Annotated in this window: 20 protein-coding genes; 14 read left to right on the top strand and 6 right to left on the bottom strand. The window is 73.4% G+C overall.

The window, feature by feature from the left end; translation table 11 throughout:
• The first annotated feature begins 9 nt into the window (after window positions 1-9).
• From ABLE53_RS22335 to ABLE53_RS22300, 8 genes are all read left to right on the top strand, one after another.
• Window positions 10-552, top strand: coding sequence for an ArsR/SmtB family transcription factor (locus ABLE53_RS22335; RefSeq protein ID WP_348861365.1), 543 nt, complete (start codon window positions 10-12; stop codon window positions 550-552).
• Window positions 549-1,805, top strand: coding sequence for an MFS transporter (locus ABLE53_RS22330; RefSeq protein WP_348861364.1), 1,257 nt, complete (start codon window positions 549-551; stop codon window positions 1,803-1,805). The genes ABLE53_RS22335 and ABLE53_RS22330 overlap by 4 nt, the downstream gene beginning before the upstream one ends.
• Before the next feature lie 79 nt (window positions 1,806-1,884).
• On the top strand, window positions 1,885-3,615 hold the full coding sequence (locus ABLE53_RS22325; protein ID WP_348861363.1) for a serine hydrolase domain-containing protein: 1,731 nt from the start codon (window positions 1,885-1,887) through the stop codon (window positions 3,613-3,615).
• Window positions 3,616-3,659: 44 nt separating this feature from the next.
• The gene (locus ABLE53_RS22320) at window positions 3,660-4,400 is read left to right on the top strand and encodes a hypothetical protein (RefSeq protein ID WP_348861362.1); all 741 of its coding nucleotides are present in this window, start codon (window positions 3,660-3,662) and stop codon (window positions 4,398-4,400) included.
• Complete coding sequence (locus ABLE53_RS22315; RefSeq protein WP_348861361.1) at window positions 4,397-5,944, top strand: DNA polymerase Y family protein; 1,548 nt, start codon at window positions 4,397-4,399, stop codon at window positions 5,942-5,944. Before ABLE53_RS22320 ends, ABLE53_RS22315 begins: the two co-directional genes overlap by 4 nt.
• A 228-nt stretch (window positions 5,945-6,172) precedes the next feature.
• Window positions 6,173-9,652 (top strand): error-prone DNA polymerase, encoded by a 3,480-nt coding sequence (locus tag ABLE53_RS22310; RefSeq protein WP_348861360.1) that lies wholly within the window; start codon window positions 6,173-6,175, stop codon window positions 9,650-9,652.
• Window positions 9,653-9,813: 161 nt separating this feature from the next.
• Window positions 9,814-11,025 (top strand): radical SAM family heme chaperone HemW, encoded by a 1,212-nt coding sequence (hemW, locus tag ABLE53_RS22305; RefSeq protein WP_348861359.1) that lies wholly within the window; start codon window positions 9,814-9,816, stop codon window positions 11,023-11,025.
• A 76-nt stretch (window positions 11,026-11,101) separates the two neighbouring features.
• Window positions 11,102-11,299, top strand: coding sequence for a PspC domain-containing protein (locus ABLE53_RS22300; RefSeq protein ID WP_348861358.1), 198 nt, complete (start codon window positions 11,102-11,104; stop codon window positions 11,297-11,299).
• Window positions 11,300-11,313: 14 nt separating this feature from the next.
• Here ABLE53_RS22300 and ABLE53_RS22295 read toward each other — a convergent pair whose 3' ends face one another.
• Together ABLE53_RS22295 and ABLE53_RS22290 are read right to left on the bottom strand one after the other, a co-directional pair.
• Entirely contained in the window at window positions 11,314-12,159 is an 846-nt protein-coding gene (locus ABLE53_RS22295) for a DUF3097 domain-containing protein (protein ID WP_348861357.1), read from the bottom strand.
• Window positions 12,160-12,210: 51 nt separating this feature from the next.
• Window positions 12,211-12,918, bottom strand: a complete 708-nt coding sequence (locus ABLE53_RS22290; protein WP_348861356.1) for a hypothetical protein — start codon at window positions 12,916-12,918, stop codon at window positions 12,211-12,213.
• Window positions 12,919-13,072: 154 nt separating this feature from the next.
• Between ABLE53_RS22290 and hrcA the strand changes: the two genes are divergently transcribed.
• Genes hrcA through ABLE53_RS22275 form a run of 3 tightly spaced genes read left to right on the top strand, consistent with a single transcriptional unit; the run spans window position 13,073 to window position 16,068 of the window.
• Window positions 13,073-14,107, top strand: coding sequence for a heat-inducible transcriptional repressor HrcA (hrcA, locus tag ABLE53_RS22285; protein WP_348861355.1), 1,035 nt, complete (start codon window positions 13,073-13,075; stop codon window positions 14,105-14,107).
• Window positions 14,108-14,150: 43 nt separating this feature from the next.
• The gene (gene dnaJ, locus ABLE53_RS22280) at window positions 14,151-15,317 is read left to right on the top strand and encodes a molecular chaperone DnaJ (RefSeq protein ID WP_348861354.1); all 1,167 of its coding nucleotides are present in this window, start codon (window positions 14,151-14,153) and stop codon (window positions 15,315-15,317) included.
• Window positions 15,318-15,327: 10 nt separating this feature from the next.
• Window positions 15,328-16,068 carry a 16S rRNA (uracil(1498)-N(3))-methyltransferase gene (locus tag ABLE53_RS22275; RefSeq protein WP_348861353.1) on the top strand — a complete coding sequence of 247 codons (741 nt, stop codon included), beginning with the start codon at window positions 15,328-15,330 and terminating at the stop codon, window positions 16,066-16,068.
• On the opposite strand, the gene ABLE53_RS22270 is transcribed toward ABLE53_RS22275, so the two are convergent.
• Entirely contained in the window at window positions 16,065-17,117 is a 1,053-nt protein-coding gene (locus tag ABLE53_RS22270; protein WP_348861352.1) for a winged helix DNA-binding domain-containing protein, read from the bottom strand. The two genes, ABLE53_RS22275 and ABLE53_RS22270, sit on opposite strands and share 4 nt — an antisense overlap.
• Window positions 17,118-17,120: 3 nt before the next feature.
• Complete coding sequence (locus ABLE53_RS22265) at window positions 17,121-18,065, bottom strand: Gmad2 immunoglobulin-like domain-containing protein (RefSeq protein WP_348861351.1); 945 nt, start codon at window positions 18,063-18,065, stop codon at window positions 17,121-17,123.
• A 171-nt stretch (window positions 18,066-18,236) separates the two neighbouring features.
• Here ABLE53_RS22265 and ABLE53_RS22260 point away from each other — a divergent pair, with 171 nt between their 5' ends.
• From ABLE53_RS22260 to ABLE53_RS22250, 3 genes are all read left to right on the top strand, one after another.
• Complete coding sequence (locus ABLE53_RS22260; protein ID WP_425474904.1) at window positions 18,237-19,337, top strand: PhoH family protein; 1,101 nt, start codon at window positions 18,237-18,239, stop codon at window positions 19,335-19,337.
• A complete protein-coding gene (gene ybeY / locus ABLE53_RS22255) occupies window positions 19,334-19,798 on the top strand; it encodes an rRNA maturation RNase YbeY (protein WP_348861350.1) in 465 nt (154 codons plus the stop codon). The genes ABLE53_RS22260 and ybeY overlap by 4 nt, the downstream gene beginning before the upstream one ends.
• A gap of 117 nt (window positions 19,799-19,915) precedes the next feature.
• Complete coding sequence (locus ABLE53_RS22250) at window positions 19,916-21,478, top strand: serine hydrolase domain-containing protein (protein ID WP_348861349.1); 1,563 nt, start codon at window positions 19,916-19,918, stop codon at window positions 21,476-21,478.
• Between the two features lie 13 nt (window positions 21,479-21,491).
• Here the strand turns inward: ABLE53_RS22250 and ABLE53_RS22245 are convergent, their stop codons facing one another.
• Together ABLE53_RS22245 and ABLE53_RS22240 are read right to left on the bottom strand one after the other, a co-directional pair.
• The gene (locus ABLE53_RS22245) at window positions 21,492-22,307 is read right to left on the bottom strand and encodes an ATP-binding cassette domain-containing protein (protein WP_348861348.1); all 816 of its coding nucleotides are present in this window, start codon (window positions 22,305-22,307) and stop codon (window positions 21,492-21,494) included.
• Window positions 22,304-23,308 carry an ABC transporter ATP-binding protein gene (locus ABLE53_RS22240; protein WP_348861347.1) on the bottom strand — a complete coding sequence of 335 codons (1,005 nt, stop codon included), beginning with the start codon at window positions 23,306-23,308 and terminating at the stop codon, window positions 22,304-22,306. The genes ABLE53_RS22245 and ABLE53_RS22240 overlap by 4 nt, the downstream gene beginning before the upstream one ends.
• Window position 23,309 lies beyond the last annotated feature (1 nt).

The raw sequence follows: 23,309 nt of genomic DNA, 5'->3' as shown, positions 1-23,309 counted from the left end.
GGGGTTGTCGTGGACGAACGCCTCGCCCGGATGCGGGCCGGCGGCCATCCGGTGCGCCTCCGCATCCTCTCGCTGCTCACCGGCGCCGACCTCTCCGCGACCGACGTGGCGCGGGAGCTCGACCTGACGCACGCCAACGCGTCGTACCACCTCCGGGTCCTCGAGAAGGCGGGGCTCATCGTGATCGCGGGGGAGGAGAAGGTCAGGGGCGGGACGGTGAAGCGCTACCGGCACCCCTGGGAGGAGGCGGCCGGCTGGTCGGCGCCGGAGCCCTCCGACCCCGAGGCGGTCGCGGAGGAGCGGCAGGCCTACGTCCGCGCGTCGGTCGACGAGCTGGTCCGCCGCTACGCGCGGTCGGTCCACGGCAAGGAGGTCGCCACCGACGCGGAGCTGTGGGTGACCCCGGAGGTGTGGGACGAGGTGCGCGAACGGATCACCGAGGCCAGCCACCTGCTCCACGGCCGCGCGCAGGCTCCCCGCTCCCCGGGGACGGTGCACGTCAACCTGACCGCCTTCGCGTTCGTGATGGCCGACGAGGAGGAGCGGCAGTGAACGTCAAGGACAGCCTCGGCGTCCTGCGGGCGCCCAACTTCCGCTGGTTCTTCCTGTCCCGGTTCGTCAACCTGACCGGCAGTGCGATGGCCAACCTGTCGCTGGCGTTCGCCGTGCTGGCGGTGCACGACTCGGCCGGGGCCCTCGGCCAGGTGCTCGCGGCCAGGACGATCCCGATGGTGCTGTTCCTGCTCCTGGGCGGGGTCGTCGCGGACCGGTTCGACCGGACGCTGGTGCTGCAGGTCTCCAACCTGACCAGCGCCGCCACCCAGGGCCTGGCGGCGTACCTCGTCATCAGCGGCGGCGCCGAGATCTGGATGCTGATCGCGCTAGTCGCCGTCAACGGCACCACCTCGGCCGCGAGCATGCCGGCGATGCAGGGGATCGTGCCGCAGCTGGTCGACCGCAAGGACCTGCAGCCGGCCAACGTGCTGCTCTCGATGAGCCGCGGCGCGCTGACCGTCCTCGGGCCGTCGATCGCGGCGGTCCTCGTCGTCGCCGTGGGTCCCGGCTGGGGGCTGGCGATCGACGCGGCCACCTGGGCCGTGGCGGCACTCATGCTCGTCAAGGTGCGGATCCCTCCGATGCCCGCCAAGAACGGTCCGGCCACGTCGATGCTCACCGAGCTGCGCGAGGGCTGGAGCTACTTCCGCGGCACCACCTGGCTGTGGGTGGTCGTCGCCGCCTTCGGACTGCTCAACGCGATGCAGACCGGTGCGCTGCAGACGCTCGCGCCGGCGTACGCCAAGGGCACGATCGGCGTCCGCGCCTGGGGCTTCGCGGAGTCCGCCGAGGCGGTCGGGATGCTCCTGATGACCGTCGTGCTGCTCAGGGCGACCTACCGGCGCCCACTGCGCGCGGGGATGCTCGGCATGCTCGGCGTCGTGGCGCCGTTGCTCGTGCTCGGGCTCTCGATGCACACGGTCCCGCTGGTGGTGGCCATGGCGGTCGCGGGGATGGGCATCGAGGTGTTCAGCCTCGCCTGGAGCCTGGTGATGATGGAGAACGTCCCCGGCGAGATGCTCTCCCGCGCCTACTCCTACGACATGCTCGGGTCGTTCGTGGCGATGCCGGTCGGCCAGCTGATCTACGGTTCGCTCGGCGAGTGGTTCGGAGCCGAGGACGTCTTCGTCACCTCCGCGGTCGTCTATGGGATCGTCGTACTCGCCGCGCTCGCCGTGCCGGCCGTCCGTCGGCTCGAGCGCGCCCCCACCGAGCCTGTCGAGCCCGCCGCCGAAGGAGCCCCTGCATGAGCGAGCGCCAGCGAGCGACCATCGGATCTGTCAGGCCGCCGCGTCCGTATTCTTTCTGCCCTTCCACGGAGGCGGCGGCATGAGCACCGACCTCTCCGCCGTCGACGAGCTGTTCGCGAAGCGCTTCGAGGAGGGGCTCACGCCGGCGCTGGCGTACGCCGTCGTACGCCACGGCGAGATCGTCCACGAGGGCGCGTTCGGCACGACCCGCCTCGACCCCGAGCGGCGGCCGGACGCGGACAGCGTCTTCCGGATCGCGTCGATGTCGAAGTCGTTCATCGCCAGCGCGATCCTGCTGCTGCGCGACCGCGGGCTGGTCGACCTCGACGAGGCGGTGGCGCAGTACCTCCCCGAGCTGGTCGACCAGCCGCCGTACTCGCCCGACAGCCCGGCCGTCACCCTCCGTCTGCTCCTCACCATGGCCGGCGGGCTGCCCAGCGACAACCCGTGGGGCGACCGGCAGGAGTCGCTGTCGTACGACGCGTTCGGCACGTTCCTCGACGGCGGCTTCGCGGTGGGCCGGGAGCCCGGGACCTTCTTCGAGTACTCCAACGTCGGCTACGCCCTCCTCGGCCGCGTCGTCGCCAACGTGACCGGCGCCGACGCACCAGAAGGTGCCGAGCGCGCGTTCGTCGAGGCCGAGCTGCTCGGCCCGCTCGGGATGACCGCGACGGCGTACGACGTCGCCACGGTGGGACCCGCGCTGGTGCCCGGTCACGTGAGGCGCGGCGGCGCGTGGGTGGAGCTGCCGCCGACGCCGCCGGGGGCGTTCTCGGCGATGGGCGGGCTGCACAGCACGCTGCGCGACCTCGCGACCTGGGTCGGCGGCTTCACCTCCGCCTTCGACGCGAAGGCCGACGCCCACCCGCTCTCGAAGGCGTCCCGGCGGGAGCTGCAGCAGCTCCAGCGGATCGAGGCGGTCACCGGCACGCTCTCGGTCGACGGTCCGGAGCCGGGGGTCGGGGCGGTCGCGGCCGGCTACGGCTTCGGGCTGATGGTCGACCACGACGCCCGGCTCGGCCAGATCGTGCACCACAGCGGCGGCTACCCGGGCTACGGGTCGCGGATGGTCTGGCACCCCGACACCGGCGTCGGGGTGGTGACGCTCTCCAACGCGACGTACGCCGGCGCCTACGACCAGGCGATGACCGCCACCCGGCTGCTGGCGCGGGCCGAGCTCGATGCCGGCGGCCCGACCCGCTGGTCGACGGTCGTGCGCGGGCTCCGGCCGCGCGTCGACGCCGCGCTCGCCGCCGCGATCGAGCGGCTGCGGGCCTTCGACCCCGAGGGCGGCGAGTCGTTCGCCGACCCCCGTCTCTTCGCCGACAACGTCGAGCTCGACGTCCCCGACGACGAGCGCCGGACCCAGCTCGGCGCTGCCCGCGACCGGGTCGGGCTGCCGCTCGGCGGTGCGCCGTACGGCTACTGGTCGCGCACCATGGGCCACGCCTTCGCCGTCGTACCCGCCGAGCGGGGGAGGTACGACGTCGACCTGCTGCTCAGCCCGGAGGCCGAGCCGCGGATCCAGTCGCTGCGGGCGGTCGCCGTCACCGACGCCACGGCCGACGTCCTCGCGGCGGCCCGGGAGGCGCTGGCCGCCGACACCCCGGTCGCTGCCGCGATGCGCGCGTTCGGCGACCCTGAGCTGATCGAGGCGCCGCTGGCCGACGAGCCGGGGAGACCCACCGAGCTGCTCGTCGTCGCCGGTCCGACGTACTGGAAGCTGCTGGTCGGCCAGGACGTCACCCTCACCGCGCATCCCACCTCGGAGCACGACCGCCTCGGCTACCTCACCCACGCCCTGCGCTGAGCCGTTCCGGTTGACTGCATCGAACAAATGTTCGATGCTGAGGTGTGGCAGCAAGAGCGGCACGTACGGCATCGCGATCGGCCTCCCGCACGGCTTCGCGGACGGGGGAGATCGAGCAGCTCCGCGCGCGCCTGCAGCGCCTCGAGAGGTCGCTCACCGGCCGTGAGATCGAGACCCATCCGGTGCTCTCCGGGCTGGTGCAGCTGCGCGCCGGCGGCGCCTACTCGGTCGACGGCATGGCCCTCGCGATGGCGCTTTTGGCCGGCCCCTCGCGCGCAGGGGAGTGGTGCGCGGTAGTCGGTGCCGACGACTTCGGCGCGGAGGCGGCCGCCGAGCTGGGGATCAACCTCGACCGCACCATCCTCGTCCCCGAGCCGAGGGAGTCCTGGCTCGAGGCGACGGCCGCGCTGATCGACGTCACCACGCTGGTCGCCGTACGCCCGCCGGCGCGGGTGCCCGCCTCGGTCGCCGACAAGCTCGCCGCGCGGCTCCGCACCCGCGGCGCCGCCCTGGTCGCGCTCTGCGACCGCGGCGCCGAGTGGCCGCGTGCCGAGGTGCGCCTCTCCACCGCCGGGCCGCAGTGGTCGGGGGCCGGCCGGGGCGAGGGGCATCTGCGCTCACGGCGGCTGGAGGTGGAGGTCCGCCGAGGGGCTGCCCCCGCCCGGCGTACCTCGGTGTGGTTCCCCGCCGACGACGGTGAGGTCCGCCCGGCCCGGCGCGCGTACGCCGCGGTCCCCGAGCTCGCCGACGAGGTGCCCTTCGGGGAGGCACGGGAGGCGGGATGACCAGGACCCTCGTCGTCTGGTGCGCCGACTGGCCGGTCGCTGCGGCGCTGGCCGAGGCCGGCCTGCCGCGCCACCTGCCCGCGGCGGTCTTCCACGCCAACCTGGTGCAGGCGTGCAACGCGTCCGCGCGGGAGTTCGGCGTACGCCGTGGGATGCGCCGCCGCGACGCCCAGTCACGCTGCCCGGAGCTGCTCGTGCTCGCCGCCGACGAGGCCCGTGACCACCGCGCCTTCGAGGAGGTGCTCACCGCGCTGGAGCGGCTGCGCCCCGGGGTGATGCCGCTGCGCCCGGGGCTGGTGGCCCTGCGCTCGCCCGGGCACTACTACGGCGGCGAGGACGAGGCGGGTGCCGCGATCGCCGAGTGCGTCGTCTCGTTGGGCGTCTGGGATGTCCGCGTCGGCATCGCCGACGAGCTGTTCACCGCCGAGCAGGCGGCACGGTGCGCCGCCCTCCAGGAGACGTACGCCGTCGCGGCCGGCGGGTCGGCGGCCTTCCTGCGGACGCTGCCGGTGAGCGTGCTCGAGGACCCCGACGCCGTCTCGCTCCTGCAGCGCCTCGGGCTGCCGACGCTCGGCGACCTCGCCGACCTGCCCGGCGCCGATGTACGCGCCAGGTTCGGCGCCCAGGCCGACTGGGTGAGGACAGTGATCCACGGCGGCGGCGCGAGACCGGTCGCCGGCCGGACCCCGCCGCCGGAGCTGGACTGCGCGGTCGACTTCGAGCCGCCGCTGTCCTCGGCGGAGACGGTCTGCTTCAGCGCGAAGCAGACCGCCGAGCGGTTCGTCGCCGGGCTCGGCGAGCGGCAGCTGGTCTGCACCGAGGTGCGGATCGAGGTGGAGACGGAGCGAGCGGCGCAGGAGGCGGGCGACGGCCCGGCGTCGGTCCGGCGGTGGCTCCACCCGCGCTGGTTCGGCGCGGTCGACCTGATCGACCGTCTCCACTGGCAGCTGGTCGGGACGCTGCGAGCCGGCGACATCCGCTCGGCGGTCACGCGGGTGCGGTTCGTGCCCGAGGTCGTCGTCCCCGAGTCGGTCCACGCCGACGGGCTGTGGGGCGGCACCGACGCCCGGGTCGAGCGCGGCATCGCCCGGGTGCAGGGGATGCTCGGCCACGAGGCGGTCGTCGCCCCCGTCCTCCAGGGCGGCCGCTCGCCGGGCGACCGGCAGGCCTACGTCCCGTGGGGCGACCGTCCGACCGGCCTGCGCGACCGGACGCTGCCGTGGCCGGGCAGCATCCCGCCGCCCGCGCCTGCCCGGGTGTTCGGCGACCCCTGGCCGGCGGCGGTCCTCGACGGGGGCGGCCGCCCGGTCGTCGTACTCCCTCGCGGCGGCGTCAGCGGCGAACCCGCCAGGTTCCGCCCCGGCGAGCGCGAGGGGTGGCAGCCGGTCGCCGCCTGGGCCGGGCCGTGGCCGGTCACCGAGCTGTGGTGGGAGCCCGGCGGGGGACGGCGGGTCGCGAGGTTCCAGCTCGTCGGGGTCGACGGGCGGGCCTGGCTGGTGACCTACGACAGCGACCACTGGATCACGGAGGCCGCCTATGACTGAGCGCATGACCCCGCGGCGGTGGATGGGCAACCGGTTCGTGGCGACGGTCGGTTGCTGGATCACCGCTGGCAGGCAGCGGCTGTGTGTAGCGGTGCCTCAGCAACCGAGTCGGGGCAGCGGATGGTTGCCAGGTCACCGCTTGCTGGTGGCGGCCATCGACAGCGGTGGCTCAGCAACCGATCTCAGACGTCAGACGGTTGTCCACGCACCGCTGGACGGGGCAGGCTGATGGGCTGGAGCAACCCCGACCTCCCGTGGAAGGAGCTGGAGCGGCGGCTGTCCGGCCGTCCGCCGGAGGACCCGCACGGCGACGCCCCGATCTCGCGCAAGAAACGGCAGCGCCCGACCGTGGTCGAGCGCCCGGAGGGCCTGGTGGTGCCGTACGCCGAGCTCCACTGCCACTCCGACTTCTCCTTCCTCGACGGCGCGAGCAGTCCCACGGCGCTGGTCGAGGAGGCGGTCCGGCTCGGGCTCCACGGGCTCGCCCTCACCGACCACGACGGGTTCTACGGCGCGCCGCTGTTCGCCGAGGCGGCGCAGCTGGTCTCGACGGGCTCCACCACCGACGAAGCCCGGCTGCGGACGGTGTACGGCGCCGAGCTGTCGCTCGGGCTGACCGCGCCGCAGAACGGCGTGGCCGACCCGGAGGGCTCCCACCTGCTCGTGCTGGCGCGCGGGGTGGAGGGCTACCGCAGCCTCGCCGCGGCGATCACGGATGCCCAGCTGCGCGGCGACGAGAAGGGCCGGCCGGTCTACGACCTCGACGAGCTGGCCGAGTGTGCGGCCGGGAGCTGGCTGGTCCTCACCGGGTGCCGCAAGGGCCACGTCCGCCAGGCCCTCGCGAGCGGTGGTGCTCGTGCGGCCGCGGAGGCCCTCGGCGACCTCACCGACAGGTTCGGCGCGGAGAGCGTCGCCGTCGAGCTCACCGACCGCGGGCACCCGACCGACAGCCGCGACAACGACATCCTGGCCGCCCTCGCTGCCGAGCGGCGCCTCCCGACGGTCGCCACCGGCAACGTCCACTACGCCGGCCCCGACCGCCACTGGGTCGCCGACGCGATGGCGGCGGTCCGCGCCCGACGCTCGCTCCCCGAGATCGCCGGCTGGCTGCCCGCCGCCCCGGCTGCCCACCTCCGCTCCGGTGAGGAGATGGCCCGGCTCTTCGCCCGCTACCCCGGCGCCGTGGCGCGCAGCGTCGAGCTGGCAGAGGAGTGCGCGTTCGACCTGCAGAAGGCGCGGCCGCACCTGCCCAAGCGGGGCATCCCCGACGGCCACACCGCCGCCACCTGGCTCCGCACGCTGGTCGAGGAGGGCTTCACGGAGAGGTACGCCGCGGCGTACGCCCACGACCCCGACCACGTCGCCCGCGCCCGCACGCGGGTGGAGCACGAGCTCGACGTCATCATCCGCAAGGACTTCCCGGGCTACTTCGTGATCGTCCACGACATCGTCGCGTTCGCCCGGTCGCAGCAGATCCTCTGCCAGGGCCGGGGGAGCGCGGCGGCGAGTGCGGTCTGCTACGCGCTCGGGATCACCGCGATCGACCCGGTCTTCTACAACCTGCCGTTCGAGCGGTTCATCTCCGAGCACCGCGAGGAGGAGCCCGACATCGACGTGGACTTCGACTCCGACCGGCGTGAGGAGGTGATCCAGTGGGTCTACGACACCTACGGCCGCCGCAACGCCGCCCAGGTCGCCAACATCGTCGGCTACCGCCCGAAGATGGCGGTCCGCGACGCTGCCAAGGCGCTCGGCCACTCGCCCGGGCAGCAGGACGCCTGGTCGAAGCAGATCCAGAGCTACTCCGAGGTCGAGGCGCCGGACGACTCCGGCGTGCCCGAGCCGGTGCTCGAGCTGGCCCGGCAGCTCCACGGGGCGCCGCGCCACCTCGGCATCCACTCCGGCGGGATGATCCTGACCGAGGAGCCGATCGGCGAGGTCTGCCCCATCGAGCGCGCCCGGATGGACCGGCGGACCGTCCTGCAATGGGACAAGGACGGCTGCGAGTTCATGGGGCTGGTGAAGTTCGACCTGCTCGGGCTCGGGATGCTCGCGGCGCTCGACCACATGATGCGGATCACCGGTGAGCGGCTGGGCGAGCGGTGGGAGCTGGCCACCATCCCGAAGGAGGAGCCGGCGGTCTACGACATGCTCTGCCGGGCCGACTCGATCGGTGTCTTCCAGGTCGAGTCGCGCGCCCAGGTCGGCACCCTGCCGCGTCTCCAGCCGCGCTGCTTCTACGACCTCGCCATCGAGATCGCGCTCATCCGGCCCGGCCCGATCCAGGGCGGCGCCGTCCACCCCTACGTACGCCGGGCGACCGGCCGCGACCCGGTCACCTACGCCCACCCGCTGCTGATCCCGGTGCTGGAGCGCACCCGCGGCGTACCCCTCTTCCAGGAGCAGCTCATGGAGATGGGCCGGGTCCTCGGCGACTTCACCGCCGACGAGGCCGACCTGCTGCGCCGGGCGATGGGGTCCAAGCGCGGCATCGAGCGGATCGAGTCGCTCAAGGAGCGGCTCTTCCGCGGGATGGAGACGAAGGGGCTGGTCGGGGAGACCGCCCGTGCGGTCTACACCCAGATCCTCTCCTTCGCGAACTTCGGCTTCGCCGAGTCACACGCGCTCTCCTTCGCCAAGCTCGTCTACGCCTCCTCGTGGTTCAAGCTGCACTATCCCGGCGCCTTCCTCGCCGGGCTGCTGCGCGCCCAGCCGATGGGGTTCTACTCGCCGCAGTCGCTCACCCAGGACGCGATCCGCCACGGGGTCGAGGTGCGCCGCCCCGACCTGCTCCGCTCCGGCGCCACCGCCGACCTCGAGCCCGCATCGTCGCTCGAGCCCGCATCGTCGGTCGAGCCAGGACACGAAGTGGCCGGTGTCGAGACCACCACAGTCGGCAGGGACGCGTGCCTCCACGACGGTGAGCCGACCCCGTGGGTGCCCGGCACCCCCGACCCGACGCCGGAGCACCGCCGGGACACGCACCTCGCCGTACGCCTCGGGCTCGACTCGGTCCGCGGCATCGGGAAGGAGGTGGCCGAGCGGATCGTGGCGGCACGCGAGGAGCGCCCGTACGCCGACCAGCTCGACCTCTCCCGTCGCGCCGGGCTCGACCGGCGCCAGCTCGAGGCGCTCGCGACGGCCGGCGTACTCGACGACGCCTTCGGCCAGACCCGCCGCCAGGCGCTCTGGCTGGCGGGCTGGACCGAGACCGACGAGCAGCTCGAGGGGCTGCGTCCGGCCGGTCCCGCGCCGGAGCTGCCGGAGATGGACGCGGTGGAGACCACGCTGGCCGACCTGTGGGCGACCGGCGTGACGCCGGGGGAGCACCCGTTCTCCCACCTCCGCGCCACGCTCACCGCCGCAGGCATCCCGGCCGTCGGCGAGCTCCCCGACCTCGAGGCGGGCCGCCGCCTCACGGTCGCCGGGCTCGTCACCCATCGCCAGCGCCCGGGCACCGCCGGCGGCGCCACCTTCCTCAACCTCGAGGACGAGACCGGGATGGTCAACGTCATCTGTACCGCGGGCGTCTGGAAGCGCTATCGCAAGGTGGCGCTGTCGGCCTCGACGATGCTCGTTCGCGGCATCCTCGAGCGCAACGACGGCGTCACCAACCTCGTCGCCGACCGGCTCGCCACCCTCGACGAGGTCCACCCCGACGCCGCCCGCGCTCTCCAGGTCCGGCACCGCTCCCGCGACTTCCGCTGAGCCCGCGGACGTGCCCGGCGCCGCTCGCCCAAAGTGTCACGGTGACCGTTTGCGGCGTCGGTGACAGGGCGGAGCTGGGCGAGGGCCCGACCTGTCACCGACGGCCCGACCTGTCACCGTGACACTTTGGCGCCCGGCGGCGCTCGCGTCAGACTGGCGACGTGCCCTCGACGCTCCCTCCCGGTGACCCCGCGCCGCCCGACGGCGCGCTGCCGGAGCCGGCGTTGAGCGGCTTCGGTGAGAAGGGCTTCGGGTTCTACGTCCACGTGCCGTTCTGCACGGTCCGCTGCGGCTACTGCGACTTCAACACCTACACCGCGACCGAGCTCGGTCCCGGCGTGAGCCGGCAGACGTACGCCGAGCAGGCGATCGAGGAGGTCCGGATCGCGCGCAAGGTCCTCGGCGACGTCGAGCGGAGTGTCGACACGGTCTTCTTCGGCGGTGGTACGCCGACGCTCCTGCCGCCCGCCGACCTGACAGCGGTCGTCGGGGCGATCGAGGCGGAGTTCGGTCTGACGCCCGGCGCCGAGGTCACCACCGAGGCCAACCCCGACAGCGTCACGCTGCGCGACCTCGACGAGCTCCGGGCCGGCGGGCTGACCCGGCTCTCCTTCGGGATGCAGTCGGCCGTGCCCGCCGTACTCGCCACCCTCGATCGCACCCACGACCCCGACCGGGTCCCCGCGGTCGTCGAGTGGGCGCGCGCCGCCGGCTTCGAGCAGGTCTCCCTCGACCTGATCTACGGCACCCCGGGCGAGACGCTCGCGGACTGGCGGACCTCGCTCGACGCCGCGCTGGCCTGCGCGCCCGACCACCTCTCGGCGTACTCCCTCATCGTCGAGGACGGCACGGCCCTCGCCCGCCGGGTCCGCCGCGGCGAGCTGCCGATGCCGGACGAGGACGACCTGGCCGACAAGTACTCCGCCGCCGACGAGATCCTGCGCGACGCCGGCCTGGAGTGGTACGAGGTCTCCAACTGGGCGACCGACGAGGCCCACCGCTGCCGCCACAACCTGCTCTACTGGCGGGGAGGCGACTGGTGGGGCGTCGGACCCGGCGCCCACAGCCACGTCGGTGGCGTGCGGTGGTGGAACGTCAAGCACCCCGCGGCGTACGCCGACCGGATCCACGCCGGCCTCAGCCCCGCGCACGCGCGCGAGGTCCTCACCGCGGAGGACCGCCGCGTCGAGCGGGTCCTGCTCGAGCTGCGGCTGGCCGACGGCCTTCCGCTCGACGCCCTCGACGACGCCGGCCGGGCCGCCGTGCCCGAGCAGGTACGCCGCGGCCTCGTGACGCCGGCAGGAGACCGGCTGGCGCTCACCGACAGCGGCCGGCTCCTCGCCGACGCCGTCGTGCGCGACCTGCTGCCCTGAGTCGGGGGCCGGCGTCAGGGGAGAGTCAGGGCCGACCCCGATTGGGCGGGAGGCTGTGAGGCGGCAGAGTGGGAGCATGACCACCACCACGCTGTCCCGCCCGCGCCAGGGCCGCTGGATCGCCGGCGTCTGCGCCGGGCTCGGCCGCCGCTTCGGCCTCGACCCCAACGTCGTCCGGCTGATCTTCGCGCTCTCCTGCCTGCTGCCGGGGCCGCAGTTCATCGTCTACATCGCGCTCTGGATCATCATGCCGGAGGACGACCGCGGCTACTGATCGCTCCCGGGTCCTCAGTCGACCGTCACGAAGTCGATGAGCTCCTCGACCCGGCCGAGCAGGGCGGGGTCGAGGTCGTTGTAGGACGACACCTTCGACAGGATGTGCTTCCACGCCCGGGCGATGTCGGCCTGGTCGCGGTGGGGCCAGCCGAGGTGCTGGCAGACCCCCTTCTTCCACTCCACGTTGCGCGGGATGGTCGGCCACTCGCGCAGGCCGAGCCGCTCCGGCCTGACCGCCTGCCAGATGTCGATGAACGGGTGGCCGAGGATGAGCACGTGCCGGCCGACGGCCGAGCGACGGATCGACTCGGCGATCCGGGACTCCTTGGAGCCCCTGACGAGGTGGTCGACGAGGACGCCGACCTTCCGCTCCGGGCCCGGCTTGAAGGCGACCAGGTGGTCGGCGAGGTCGTCGACGCCGCCGAGGTACTCGACCACCACGCCCTCGATCCGCAGGTCGTCGCCCCAGACCTTCTCGACCAGCTCGGCGTCGTGGCGGCCCTCCACGAAGATGCGCGACGCCCGCGCCACCCGGGCGGGTGCGCCGTCCACCGCGATCGACCCCGACGCCGTACGCGTGGGCTTTGCGGGCGCCTTCCTCACGACCGGGGGAGTGAGGATGACCGGCCTCCCCTCGAGGAGGAAGCCGGGCCCGAGCGGGAACGTACGCCGCTTGTTGCGCCGGTCCTCGAGGGTGACGGTGTAGAGGTCGCGGTCGACCTTGACGATCTCGCCGACGAAGTCGGTCTCGACCTCCTCGACCACGGCGCCGTACTCCGCCGGCGTCTCCACCGCCCGGCCGCGCTTCGGCTTGCGCCAGTCGCCGGCGAGGACGTCGGACCCGTATCGATCAGCCATGGCGGCGATCTTCCCAGCAGCCCCGCGGATCACGCAGGCAACACGCTGGGCTCAGCAGAGGTCGCGGTGGAGCGCGCGGCGCAGCAGCTCGCCGAGCTGCTCCGGCGTCGTGGCGGTCGCCGGGAAGCGGAGCACGGTGCGGTTGCCGCCGTCGGCGGTGATCCACCGGACCTCGACGCTGCGCGCCGTCAGGTCGGCGAGGTGGACGGCGACGATCGAGCGGGGGCGTACGCCGACCCGCGACGCGACCGCGAGGCGCAGCTCGTCCTGGTGGTGGCCGTTGGCGTGGTCGAGCGAGCGCTGGAGGTAGCCCGGGTTGAGCAGCAGGCCGGGCGCGAGGAACTCCTCGACGGGTACGTCGACCCGCCCGTCGGCGCCGACGACGGCGACCCGGTCGAGGTCGACGCTCAGCCGGTCGCGGACCTCGTCGCAGCACTCGCAGGCCTCCCGTCCCTGGAGGCGGAGGCGTCCGGCGATGGCGAGGCTGGCCGCGCGCAGCGCGGACCTCGGCGCACCGAGGCCGCTGCTCACGGTGATCACGACCGGCAGCCCCTCCGACCCGGCCCGCGAGAGCGCGCCCCCCGGGCGGCAGGCGAAGGTCGGCACGCCGGCGAGGTCCTGCATCGGCAGCGTGGCGTCGTCGGCCAGCGGGTGGGCGACGCCCTCGACGACGAGGTCGACCTCGTCGGGACACGACAGGATGCTGCGGGCGAGCGTCGCGGGGGAGGTCAGGTCGGTCTCCGTGCCCTGCAGGCTCATGATCCCCTCCATCGGTTGATTAGGTGAGCCTAACCTAAACGCCATCGGCGGGCCTGACAAGAGCCCCGGGTGTCGCCTCGACCAGGTGCTCGCCCGGGCGAGTAGGATTGGCACTCGCGAGGAATGAGTGCCAGACGGGAGTGTGAGGCGACGGATGCAGAACGACCGCAGGCTCGCCGTGCTCCGGGCGATCGTCGAGGACTACGTCCGCACCGAGGAGCCGGTCGGGTCGAAGGCGCTCGTCGAGCGGCACGGCCTCGGGGTCTCGCCGGCGACGGTCCGCAACGACATGGCCGCGCTGGAGGACGAGGGCTACATCACTCAGCCCCACACCAGCGCGGGCCGGGTGCCGACCGACAAGGGCTACCGGCTCTTCGTCGACCGGCTCACGACGGTCAAGCCCATGAGCGCGGCGGAGAAGCGGGCGATCGCGAGCTTCCTCGACGGTGCGGTCGACCTCGACGACGTCGTCACCCGCTCCACCCGGCTGCTGTCGCAGCTGACCCGCCAGGTCGCCGTGGTGCAGTACCCCACCCTGAGCCGCTCCACCGTCCGCCACATCGAGCTCGTCGCGCTCGCCCCGACCCGGCTGCTGATGGTCCTCATCCTCAGCACCGGCCGCGTGGAGCAGCGGGTCGTGGAGCTGCCGGAGTCGATCACCGATGAGGCGCTCTTCGACCTCCGCTCCCGGATCAACGGCGCCGCCGGCGGACAGCAGATCAGTACGGCGGCGGACGAGCTCGCCCGCGTGGCGGAGCTGTTCACCGCGCCCGCCGAGCACGCCGACGGCGGTGTCACAGCGGCGGTCGTCGACGCGCTCGTGGAGGCGATGAGCGACCACCGCTCGGACGAGCGGGTCGCGGTCGGCGGCACGAGCAACCTCGCCCGCTTCGGTGACAGCTTCGACACCGCCGTACGCCCGCTCCTCGAGGCCCTCGAGGAGCACGTCGTCCTGCTCAAGCTGATGGGCGAGGCGACCGCGGGCGGTCTGGTGACCGTCCGGATCGGAGCGGAGGGCCCCTACCAGGAGCTCTCCTCGACGAGCGTCGTCGCGACCGGCTACGGCCCGGGTGACGAGGCGGTTGCCACACTGGGTGTGGTCGGCCCCACCCGCATGGACTACCCCGGATCCATGGCGGCGGTGCGCGCGGTTGCGCGCTACCTGTCGCGGATCCTCGACGAGGCCTGACCGCGACCCGGCCAGGCCCCACGAGACCCAGGAAGAGAAAACGTTGGACCCCTACGAGCTGCTCGGTGTCGACCGCGACGCCGACGACGCCGCGATCAAGAAGGCGTACCGCAAGCTGGCCCGCCAGTACCACCCTGACGTCAACCCGGACCCGGTGTCGCAGGAGCGGTTCAAGGAGATCTCGCACGCCTACGAGATCCTGAGCGACCCGCAGAAGCGGGCGGCGTACGACCGCGGCGGCGACCCGTTCGGGGGCGGCTTCGGGGCGCAGGGCGCCGGCTTCTCGTTCACCGACATCATGGACGCCTTCTTCGGCGGCGCGGCCGGGGGCGCCGCGAGCGGTCGCGGCCCGCGTCCGCGCGTACGCCGGGGCCAGGACGCGCTCATCCGGCTCGACGTCGACCTCGCCGAGGCGGCCTTCGGGGTCACCCGGGAGATCAAGGTCGACACCGCGGTCCTCTGCGAGACGTGCCACGGAGAGGGGACGGCGACCGGCAGCCACCCGGTGCCGTGCGAGACGTGCCACGGCGCCGGGGAGGTCGCCTACGTCCAGCGCTCGTTCCTGGGTGAGATCCGCACCCTGCGGCCGTGCGCGGCCTGCCGGGGGTTCGGCACGATCATCACCGACCCGTGCCGCGACTGCGGCGGCGACGGCCGGGTCCGCTCGCACCGCACGCTGACGGTCAAGATCCCCGCGGGGGTCGACAACGGCACCCGCGTCCAGCTCGCCGAGCAGGGCGAGGTCGGGCCGGGCGGCGGCCCCGCCGGCGACCTGTACGTCGAGATCCACGTCGCCAAGCACGAGACCTTCAGCCGGCAGGGCAACGACCTGCACTGCACGGTCACCGTGCCGATGACGGCCGCCGCGCTCGGGACCACCCTCACGCTGCCGACGCTCGAGGCGGACCTGGTCCGCGACAGCGAGCCGAAGACCGACCTCGAGACCACCTTCGACCTCGAGATCCGGCCCGGGACGCAGTCCGGCACCGAGCAGGTGCTGCGCGGGCGCGGGGTGCCCGGCCTGCGCGGCGGACGCGGCGACCTCATCGTCACGATCGCCGTCGAGACGCCCTCGAAGCTGGACCCGGAGCAGGAGGACCTGCTCCGCAGACTCGCGCAGCTGCGCGGCGAGGAGGCTCCGGAGGGCCAGCTCCGCGCCGCACCGAAGGGCGTCTTCGGGCGGCTGCGCGACGCCTTCAACGGGCACTGAGCGGGACGCCGTGTCGCTCCCGGTCCACCTCGTCCCCTCGCTCGCGGGCGTCGTCGCGGGTGACGACGTGACGGTCGAGGGGGACGAGGCCCACCACGCCGTCGCCGTACGCCGGCTGCGGGTCGGCGAGCAGGTCGTGCTGACCGACGGCGAAGGGCTGTCGGCGACCGGCGAGGTCGCCTCGACCGGCAAGCGGCTGATGACCGTGACGGTGTTCGAGACGCACCCCTCGGCGTATCCCCAGCCGGCGTTCACCGTCGTCCAGGCGCTCCCGAAGGGCGACCGCGGCGAGCTCGCCGTCGAGGTCCTGACCGAGATCGGCGTCGCCCGGATCGTGCCGTGGGCCGCCGCACGGTCGGTCGCGGTGTGGAAGGGCGAGCGGGCAGCGAAGTCGCTCGCCCGCTGGCGCGCCACCGCGCGCGAGGCCGCCAAGCAGGCCCGCCGGTCGTGGTTCCCCGGCGTCGACCCGCTCGCCTCGACGGCCGAGGTGACCGGGCTGGTCCGCGCGGCGGCCTCCGCCGTCGTGCTCCACGAGGAGGGCACCCTCCCGCTCGCCTCGGCCTCCCTGCCCGCCGAGGGCGAGGTCGTGGTCGTGGTCGGCCCGGAGGGCGGGCTCACCGACGAGGAGGTCGCCGGGTTCGAGGCGGCCGGCGCGCGCACCGTACGTCTCGGGGCCGAGGTGCTCCGCACCTCCACCGCCGGCCTCGCCGCCGTCGCCGCCCTCCTCTCCCGCACCGACCGCTGGGGCTAGAGACTCAGCAGGTGCTCCACGCGCGCGGTCTCCTCGGCGAGCTCCGCCTCCTCTGCGGGGGAGAGGTCGCGCAGCAGTCGCACGATCCGGACCCGGCCGTCGACCGCCTTCCAGATCCCCTCGAGACGGCCGTCGGCGAGAAGGACGTGGCCGCTGCCGCCGGCCGCACCCATCCAGGCCCGGCGTCCCTCCGGCGTGGTGACGCGGTCCTTGCCGGCGTGGGAGAGCCAGACGTTGTCGTAGGTCCCGAGGAGGCGCACCGGGGCGTGCTCCTCGCCGGTGGCCAGCGGCGCGTCGGGCACGTCGTAGAGGGTGCGCCCGCTCTCGTCCTCGCGTACGACGAGGTCGGGGATCTGCCTGACCAGCGGCGCGAGGCGGGTCACGCCCGACCAGGCCGTCAGGTCGGCCGCGGTCGCCGGCCCGAAGGCGCGGAGATAGCGGCGGACCAGGTCCGGCACGTGCGGCTCGGCCGTCGGACGGCCCAGCCAGCGGTCGACGTACTCGTAGACCACGCCGCCCGAGCTCTTCCAGGCCCCGCGCGGCGGCGCCTGGAGCAACGGCGCCAGCACCCGCGCCAGCTGGCCGAGCGCGCTCGGCCGGTGGCCGGGGAAGCGCTCGGCCAGGGCGTCGCCGAGGCGGCGTACGGGCGTGGGCCCGGTCAGCACGTCGGCCAGCGCTGCCCGGAACTCCTCCGGGTCGATGTCGCGGGCCTCGCCGATCGCCTGGCTCATCCGCCGCTCCCGCTGGCGCACCGGCTCGCACCAGACCGGCATGGTCAGCGCGTCGTCGGGCAGGTGCAGGTGGACGGTGTCGCGCAGGCTCAGGATCCGGACGAGGCGGCGCTCGTACAGGGCCTGGCTGACCGCGTACGGATCGAAGGAGGCGAGTCGCGCGGCGAGCGAGAGGTACGGCGACAGCGGCTCCTGCGCCTGCAGCCCGACCAGGTGGTGGGCGAGCGCCGGCGGGTCCAGGTCGGCCCGGGTCAGCAGGTGCTGGCGGAGGAGCAGGGTCCGGTTCAGCCGCCGGGCGGACAGCCGCTCACCCGCCATGCCCTACTTCACCGTGATGCTCTTGGTGTCCCTCGTCGGCCCGTGGCCCTCGGCTCCGGCCGAGGGGTCGTCGGTGGACGCGGTGAAGGTGTAGTCGCCGGGCGCGAGGCCGGAGAGGTCGATCGACGTCTTCCACGGATAGAGCTTGTCCAGCCAGCCGGTGGCCGTCGCGAAGCCCTTCTTGACGACCTTGCCGTCGCTGTCCTTCACCGTCCACGGCACTGTCGCCTCGGGCGAGCTGGCCAGGCCGCGGGCGGTGATCCTGCCGCTCACCGTGTCGCCCTGGGCGGGCGAGGTGACGTTGACGAGGGCGAGGACGTCCAGCTCGTCGACGGGCCGCAGCCCCTCGGCGGTGTTGACGCCGTACAGCCTCACCGGCTTGCCGTCGGCGACGACCCGGACCGGCGCGTCCTTCGTCTGCTGGACCGCCTCGAGGGTGTAGACCAGCTGCTCCACCGCGATCATCGCCTCGGGCCGGCTGAGACTGCCCGGCTCGGTCAGAGACCGGTCGGTCAGCGCGACGGTGAAGCCCTTCGACTCGTCGTAGCTGACGTCGCCGAAGGCGCCGGCGGCGTACGACGAGCGGTAGTCGGGGTCGGCCGGCTTGCCGCTCATCAGGGTCTGGACGGCGCCGTCGAGCGGGGCGTCGGAGGGCACCTCGGTGGTCTCGCGGAAGAGCCGCGGCCCCTGCGGGGTCTCGCCGACCCAGTACACCGGCACCGTGGCGCTCGGCTGGTCGGAGTCCGACGGTGCGGGCACGGGCGACCCGCTCGCGGTCAGGTCGGGGCTGCTCGCGGGGCTGTTTCCGGTGGAGCCGGAGGTGCTCGCGACCGGGTCGGAGGCGTTGGTGCTGCCTCCGCAGGCCGCGAGGGCGCCGAGCAGCCCGAGGGCCGAGACCGCGCCGGCGGCCAGGCGGAGTCGGCGGTTCTCCCTCTTCGCGTCGCTCATGTCTCCATCCTCACCATGACCGGGCGCCGAGTCGCGCCCCCACGCCGAGGGAGACGCCGCAGCCGGCGGCCACGTTGCACGACAGGGAATCTCAGGTGGGCGCAGGACGTTGGCCTGCGTAGCATGGAGAAGACCCACATCCACACTGAAAGGGCCCGTCCCCGGGCATCCATGACCGACCGCTCAGCCAACGAAGCCGTCAGCGACACCAGCACCCGCGACGGGAACCCTGTCACCAAGCACACGGTCGTGGTGCCGAACAGCGTGGACATGGTCAGCGTCCTCGGCCCGGCCGACGAGTTCCTCGGCATCATCGAGAGCCACTTCGACGCCGACGTCCACGTCCGCGGCAACCGGATCACGCTCCACGGCGCGCCCTCCGAGATCGCGCTCGTCGAGCGCCTCCTCGAGGAGCTCGTGCAGATCATCCGCACCGGCCAGGGCGTCAGCGGCGAGACCGTCGAGCGTGTCATCGGCATGCTCCGCGCCGAGACGACCGAGCGCCCGGCCGACGTGCTCTCGCTCAACATCCTCAGCAACCGCGGCCGCTCGATCCGGCCGAAGACGCTCAACCAGAAGCGGTACGTCGACGCGATCGACAAGCACACGATCACGTTCGGCATCGGCCCCGCCGGGACCGGCAAGACCTACCTCGCCGTCGCGAAGGCGGTCCAGGCGCTGCAGTCCAAGCAGGTCAGCCGGATCATCTTGTCCCGGCCCGCCGTCGAGGCGGGGGAGCGGCTCGGCTACCTGCCCGGCACGCTGACGGAGAAGATCGACCCCTATCTGCGGCCGCTCTACGACGCGCTCCACGACATGATGGACCCCGAGGTCATCCCCAAGCTGATGGCCGCCGGCACCATCGAGGTCGCGCCGCTCGCCTTCCTCCGCGGCCGGTCGCTCAACGACTCCTTCATCATCCTCGACGAGGCCCAGAACACCACGCCCGAGCAGATGAAGATGTTCCTCACCCGGCTCGGGTTCGGCTCCAAGATCGTGGTCACGGGCGACATCACCCAGACCGACCTGCCGAACGGACAGAAGTCCGGCCTGCGGGTCGTCGAGGGCATCCTCGACGAGGTCGAGGACATCAGCTTCAACCGGCTGACCAGCCACGACGTCGTACGCCACCGGCTGGTGGGCAGGATCGTCGCGGCGTACGACGAGTACGACGCGCGCGACCTCACCGTGGCCGACAAGCGGGCCGAGGGGCCCGACAAGCGGGCCGAGAGGCGGCCCGACAGGCGGGCCGAGAAGAGGGCGGACCAGTGAGCATCGAGGTGCTCAACGAGTCGGGCTCCGACGTCGACGTCGACCACCTCGCCAAGCTCGCCCGGTTCGTGATGGACCGGATGCGTGTCCACCCGCAGGCCGAGCTGTGCATCAAGGCCGTCGACGAGGACACCATCGCGCAGCTCAACGAGCAGTGGATGGAGAAGGCGGGCCCGACCGACGTGCTCGCCTTCCCGATGGACGAGCTGCGTCCCGGGCTGCTCGACGAGGAGCCGGAGGAGGGCGTCCTCGGGGACCTGATCCTCGCCCCGACGATCGCCGAGAAGCAGGGCGCGAGCGCCGGCCACGGCACGCTCGCCGAGATCGAGCTGCTCACCACCCACGGCATCCTCCATCTGCTCGGCTACGACCACGCCGAGCCGGATGACCACAAGGAGATGTTCGGCCTGCAGGCCGAGCTGCTCAAGGAGTGGGGCTCCGCGGCGAAGGCGCCTCAGTAGGCCCTGGCCGGGCCTTGGCCGAGGCTCCGTAACCGGCCCGACACGCCGTCGTACGCCGTCGGCGCGTCCGTTGCGGGAGGGTGGGACCCCCACCACCGCGCACCGAAGGAGCCGCCGATGTCGTCCGAGGCCAGCACCGTCACGATCGAGGACCAGCTCGACGCCACGTTCGCGGCGTACGTCGCGGCCGGCCAGGCGCCGGGCCTCGCCTACGGCATCGTCTCCGCCGACGGGCTGGCCCACGCGGCCGGGTTCGGTGTCGCCAACCCGGCCGGCGCGGAGCCGGGGGCGGACACGCCGTTCCCGATCGCGTCGATGTCGAAGAGCTTCTGCGCGGCCGCGGTGCTGCTCGCCCGCGACCGCGGCCTGCTCTCCCTCGACGACCCGATCACCGCGCACGTCCCCGAGTTCCGGGCGACCGGTGCGCCGGACGGCGAGGTCGACCCGCCGACGCTCCGCATGCTGCTCAGCATGTCGGGCGGCCTGACCGAGGACAACGCGTGGGTCGACCCGCAGATCGGGATGACCGAGGAGCAGCTGCTGACGCTGGTCGGCAAAGGGCTGCGCTACAGCCACACGCCCGGGACCGTCTACGAGTACTCCAACACCGGCTTCACCCTCGCCGGTCTCGCGCTGCAGCGCGTGACCGGGCGGCGCTACGAGGAGTTCGTCGCGACCGAGCTGCTCGCTCCGCTCGGTCTCACCTCGACCTGCTTCAGCCCGTCGGCGTACGACGACGGCGTACGCGCCGCCGGCTATTCGCTCGACGGCGACGACGCGTGGGTGCCCTACCCGGTCGCCGAGTCCGGCGCGTTCGCTGCGGCCGGCGGCATCGTGAGCACGGTGCGCGACCTAGCCGGCTGGGTGACCTGGCTGGGCGAGGCGTTCAGGCCGGGCCGTACGACGGGGACCGACGTGCTCAGCCGCGCCTCCCGGCGCGAGCTCCAGCGGCTCGAGACGATGGGCGCGCCGGCCCTCTCGCTGCGTCCCGACGGCGACTGGCGGCTCGCCGCCGGCGGCTACGCGCTCGGACTGCGGGTCGACCACGAGCTGCACCATGGACGGCTGGTCTCCCACGCGGGCGGCCTGCCCGGCTACAAGCTGTTCATGTGCTGGCACCCCGAGACCGGCCACGGTCTGGTGGTCCTCACGAACAGCCACCGGGGGGATCCGGTCACGCTCGCGCGCGAGGGCCTGCTCGGCCTTCTCCACGCCCGGCGGGCGCCGTCGCACACGGTGAGCCTGTGGCCGGAGACGGTCAAGGCACGGCTCGACGTCGAGGCGCTGGTCCGCGGCTGGGACGACGCCGCCGCGGCGAGGATCTTCGCGGCGAACGTCGACTTCGACCGGCCGCTCGCGCAGCGCCGCGCCGAGATCGAGCGCCTCGTCGAGGAGATCGGTCCGCTCCGCCCGCCGCGACCCGTCGACGAGGTCGTCTCCGCGGCCACCGCGGCCGACGTCACCTGGTCGATCCCGGGCGAGAACGGCGAGCTGCTCTGCATGGTCCACCTGACCCCGGTCGATCCGGCGCAGGTGCAGGAGCTCGTCGTACGCGCGGTGCCGTCGGGGACGCCCCGGAGCGCGGCGCCGACCGACATCGCGCCGTACCGCTCGGCGCTGGGGGAGGCCTACCTCACCGCCGCCACCAACGCGGCCGTGGTCGTACCGCCGCCGGCGTGACCGGCCGGAGGGGTCAGGAGCGCAGCGCGCCGGTCCCGAGCCCCTCGGTCCGCGGACCGTCGAGGCGGGGGATCGCTGCGAGCAGCCGCTTGGTGTAGTCGTCGTGCGGGTCGGCGAAGAGGTCGAGGCAGGGGCGCTCCTCGACGATCCGGCCGCGGTAGATGACGGCGACGCGGTCGCAGAGCGTGCGTACGACGGCGAGGTCGTGGGCGATGAACAGGATCGACAGGCCGAGGTCGGCCCGGAGGTCGGCGAGGAGGTTCACGATGCCCGCCTGCACCGAGACGTCGAGCGACGCGACCGCCTCGTCGGCGACGAGGAGCCGCGGCTCGACGGCCAGCGCCCGGGCGATGGCGATGCGCTGGCGCTGGCCGCCCGACATGCCCCCGGGGCGGGAGTCGAGGAGGCGCGGCGGAAGCTGCACGAGGTCCATCAGCTCCTCGCAGCGGGCAGCGAGCCGGTCCTTCGGCACGACCTTGTGCACCCGGAGCACCTCGGCAAGGGTCTGCCGGACGGTCATCCGCGGGTCGAGCGACGCGTACGGGTCCTGGAAGACGAGCTGCACGGCCCGCCGCTCCTGCTTGGTGCGGGTCGCGCGCAGCTCGCGGCGGTCGAAGACGATGCCGCCGGTGTGGTGCTCCTGCAGGCCACAGATGACCCGTGCCATGGTCGACTTGCCGGAGCCGGACTCGCCGACGAGCCCGACGATCTCGCCCCGTCCGACCGCGAGGGTCACCTCGTCCAGCGCCTTGATCACGGTGCCGCGGCGTCGGCCGCCGATCCGGAAGGTGACCGAGATGTCCGTCGCGGACAGGAGCGGGTCCGTCATGATGCCCCCTCCGAGACGGTTGCCGAGACCGGGTGGAGGCAGGCGACCTCCCACGACGCGCCGACCGGCGTACGCGCGATCGGCCCCTCGCGGCACTCCGGCGTGGCGTAGCCGCAGCGCGGCTCGAAGGGGCAGCCCGGCGGGCGGTCCACGACGGAGGTCGCGCTGCCCGGGATAGCCTCCAGCCGGCGTACCTCCCCGTCGATGCGGGGGGTCGCCTTGAGCAGCGCCTCGGTGTAGGGGTGGTGCGGATGGGCGAAGACCGCCTGCAGGTCGTCGGCGGTCTCCATCACGCGGCCTGCGTACAGCACCGTGAGCGAGTCGCAGAGCTGGGCGACCACGGCCAGATCGTGGGTGACGTAGAGCAGGCTGGCGCCGAGCTCGTCACGCAGGTGGGCGAAGAGCCGCAGGATCTGGGCCTGGACGGTCACGTCGAGCGCCGTCGTCGGCTCGTCGCAGAGGATCAGGCGCGGACGGCACGCGACGCCGGCGGCGATCATCACCCGTTGCCGCAGCCCGCCCGACAGCTGGAAGGGGTACGCGTCGAGGCGGGCGGCCGGCTGGTCGATCCCGACGAGCTCCATGAGATGGACGGCCTGGTCGCGCGCCTCGCGGCGCGAGAGCCGGCGGTGCCGGCGGTGCCGGCGGAGCGCGTCGTAGATCTGCTCGCCGACGCGCATGACGGGATTGAGCGCGACCGACGGCTCCTGGAAGATCATCGAGATCCCGGTGCCGCGCACCCGCCGCTGCCGCCTGCCGCCGTCCGCCAGGAGGTCCTCGCCCTCGAAGAGGATGCGTCCGCCGGTGACCCGCGCGCCGTGGGGGAGCAGGCCCATCACCGCCCGGAGGGTCAGGCTCTTGCCCGATCCGGACTCGCCGACGAGTCCGCGCGCCTCGCCCTCGGCGAGCGAGAACGACACACCGTCGAGCGCGGGGTACGGTCGGCCGCCGACGTCGACCGAGACCCGCAGGTCCTCGACGGAGAGGATGGGAGCGTCCACG

It is taken from the genome of Nocardioides asiaticus, from assembly GCF_040049175.1.
GTDB lineage: Bacteria > Actinomycetota > Actinomycetes > Propionibacteriales > Nocardioidaceae > Nocardioides > Nocardioides cheoyonin.
This window is presented reverse-complemented; position numbering and strand designations above follow the sequence as displayed.

Bases quoted from the DNA above. Each gene is read 5' to 3' on its own strand.
- ABLE53_RS22270 (WP_348861352.1), bottom strand. From the start codon at position 17,117: ATGGCGGGTGAGCGGCTGTCCGCCCGGCGGCTGAACCGGACCCTGCTC.
- ABLE53_RS22310 (WP_348861360.1), top strand. From the start codon at position 6,173: ATGGGCTGGAGCAACCCCGACCTCCCGTGGAAGGAGCTGGAGCGGCGG.
- ABLE53_RS22295 (WP_348861357.1), bottom strand. From the start codon at position 12,159: ATGGCTGATCGATACGGGTCCGACGTCCTCGCCGGCGACTGGCGCAAG.
- ABLE53_RS22315 (WP_348861361.1), top strand. From the start codon at position 4,397: ATGACCAGGACCCTCGTCGTCTGGTGCGCCGACTGGCCGGTCGCTGCG.
- ABLE53_RS22290 (WP_348861356.1), bottom strand. From the start codon at position 12,918: ATGAGCCTGCAGGGCACGGAGACCGACCTGACCTCCCCCGCGACGCTC.
- ABLE53_RS22265 (WP_348861351.1), bottom strand. From the start codon at position 18,065: ATGAGCGACGCGAAGAGGGAGAACCGCCGACTCCGCCTGGCCGCCGGC.
- ABLE53_RS22325 (WP_348861363.1), top strand. From the start codon at position 1,885: ATGAGCACCGACCTCTCCGCCGTCGACGAGCTGTTCGCGAAGCGCTTC.
- hrcA (WP_348861355.1), top strand. From the start codon at position 13,073: ATGCAGAACGACCGCAGGCTCGCCGTGCTCCGGGCGATCGTCGAGGAC.
- ABLE53_RS22245 (WP_348861348.1), bottom strand. From the start codon at position 22,307: ATGACGGACCCGCTCCTGTCCGCGACGGACATCTCGGTCACCTTCCGG.
- ABLE53_RS22300 (WP_348861358.1), top strand. From the start codon at position 11,102: ATGACCACCACCACGCTGTCCCGCCCGCGCCAGGGCCGCTGGATCGCC.
- ABLE53_RS22250 (WP_348861349.1), top strand. From the start codon at position 19,916: ATGTCGTCCGAGGCCAGCACCGTCACGATCGAGGACCAGCTCGACGCC.
- ABLE53_RS22260 (WP_425474904.1), top strand. From the start codon at position 18,237: ATGACCGACCGCTCAGCCAACGAAGCCGTCAGCGACACCAGCACCCGC.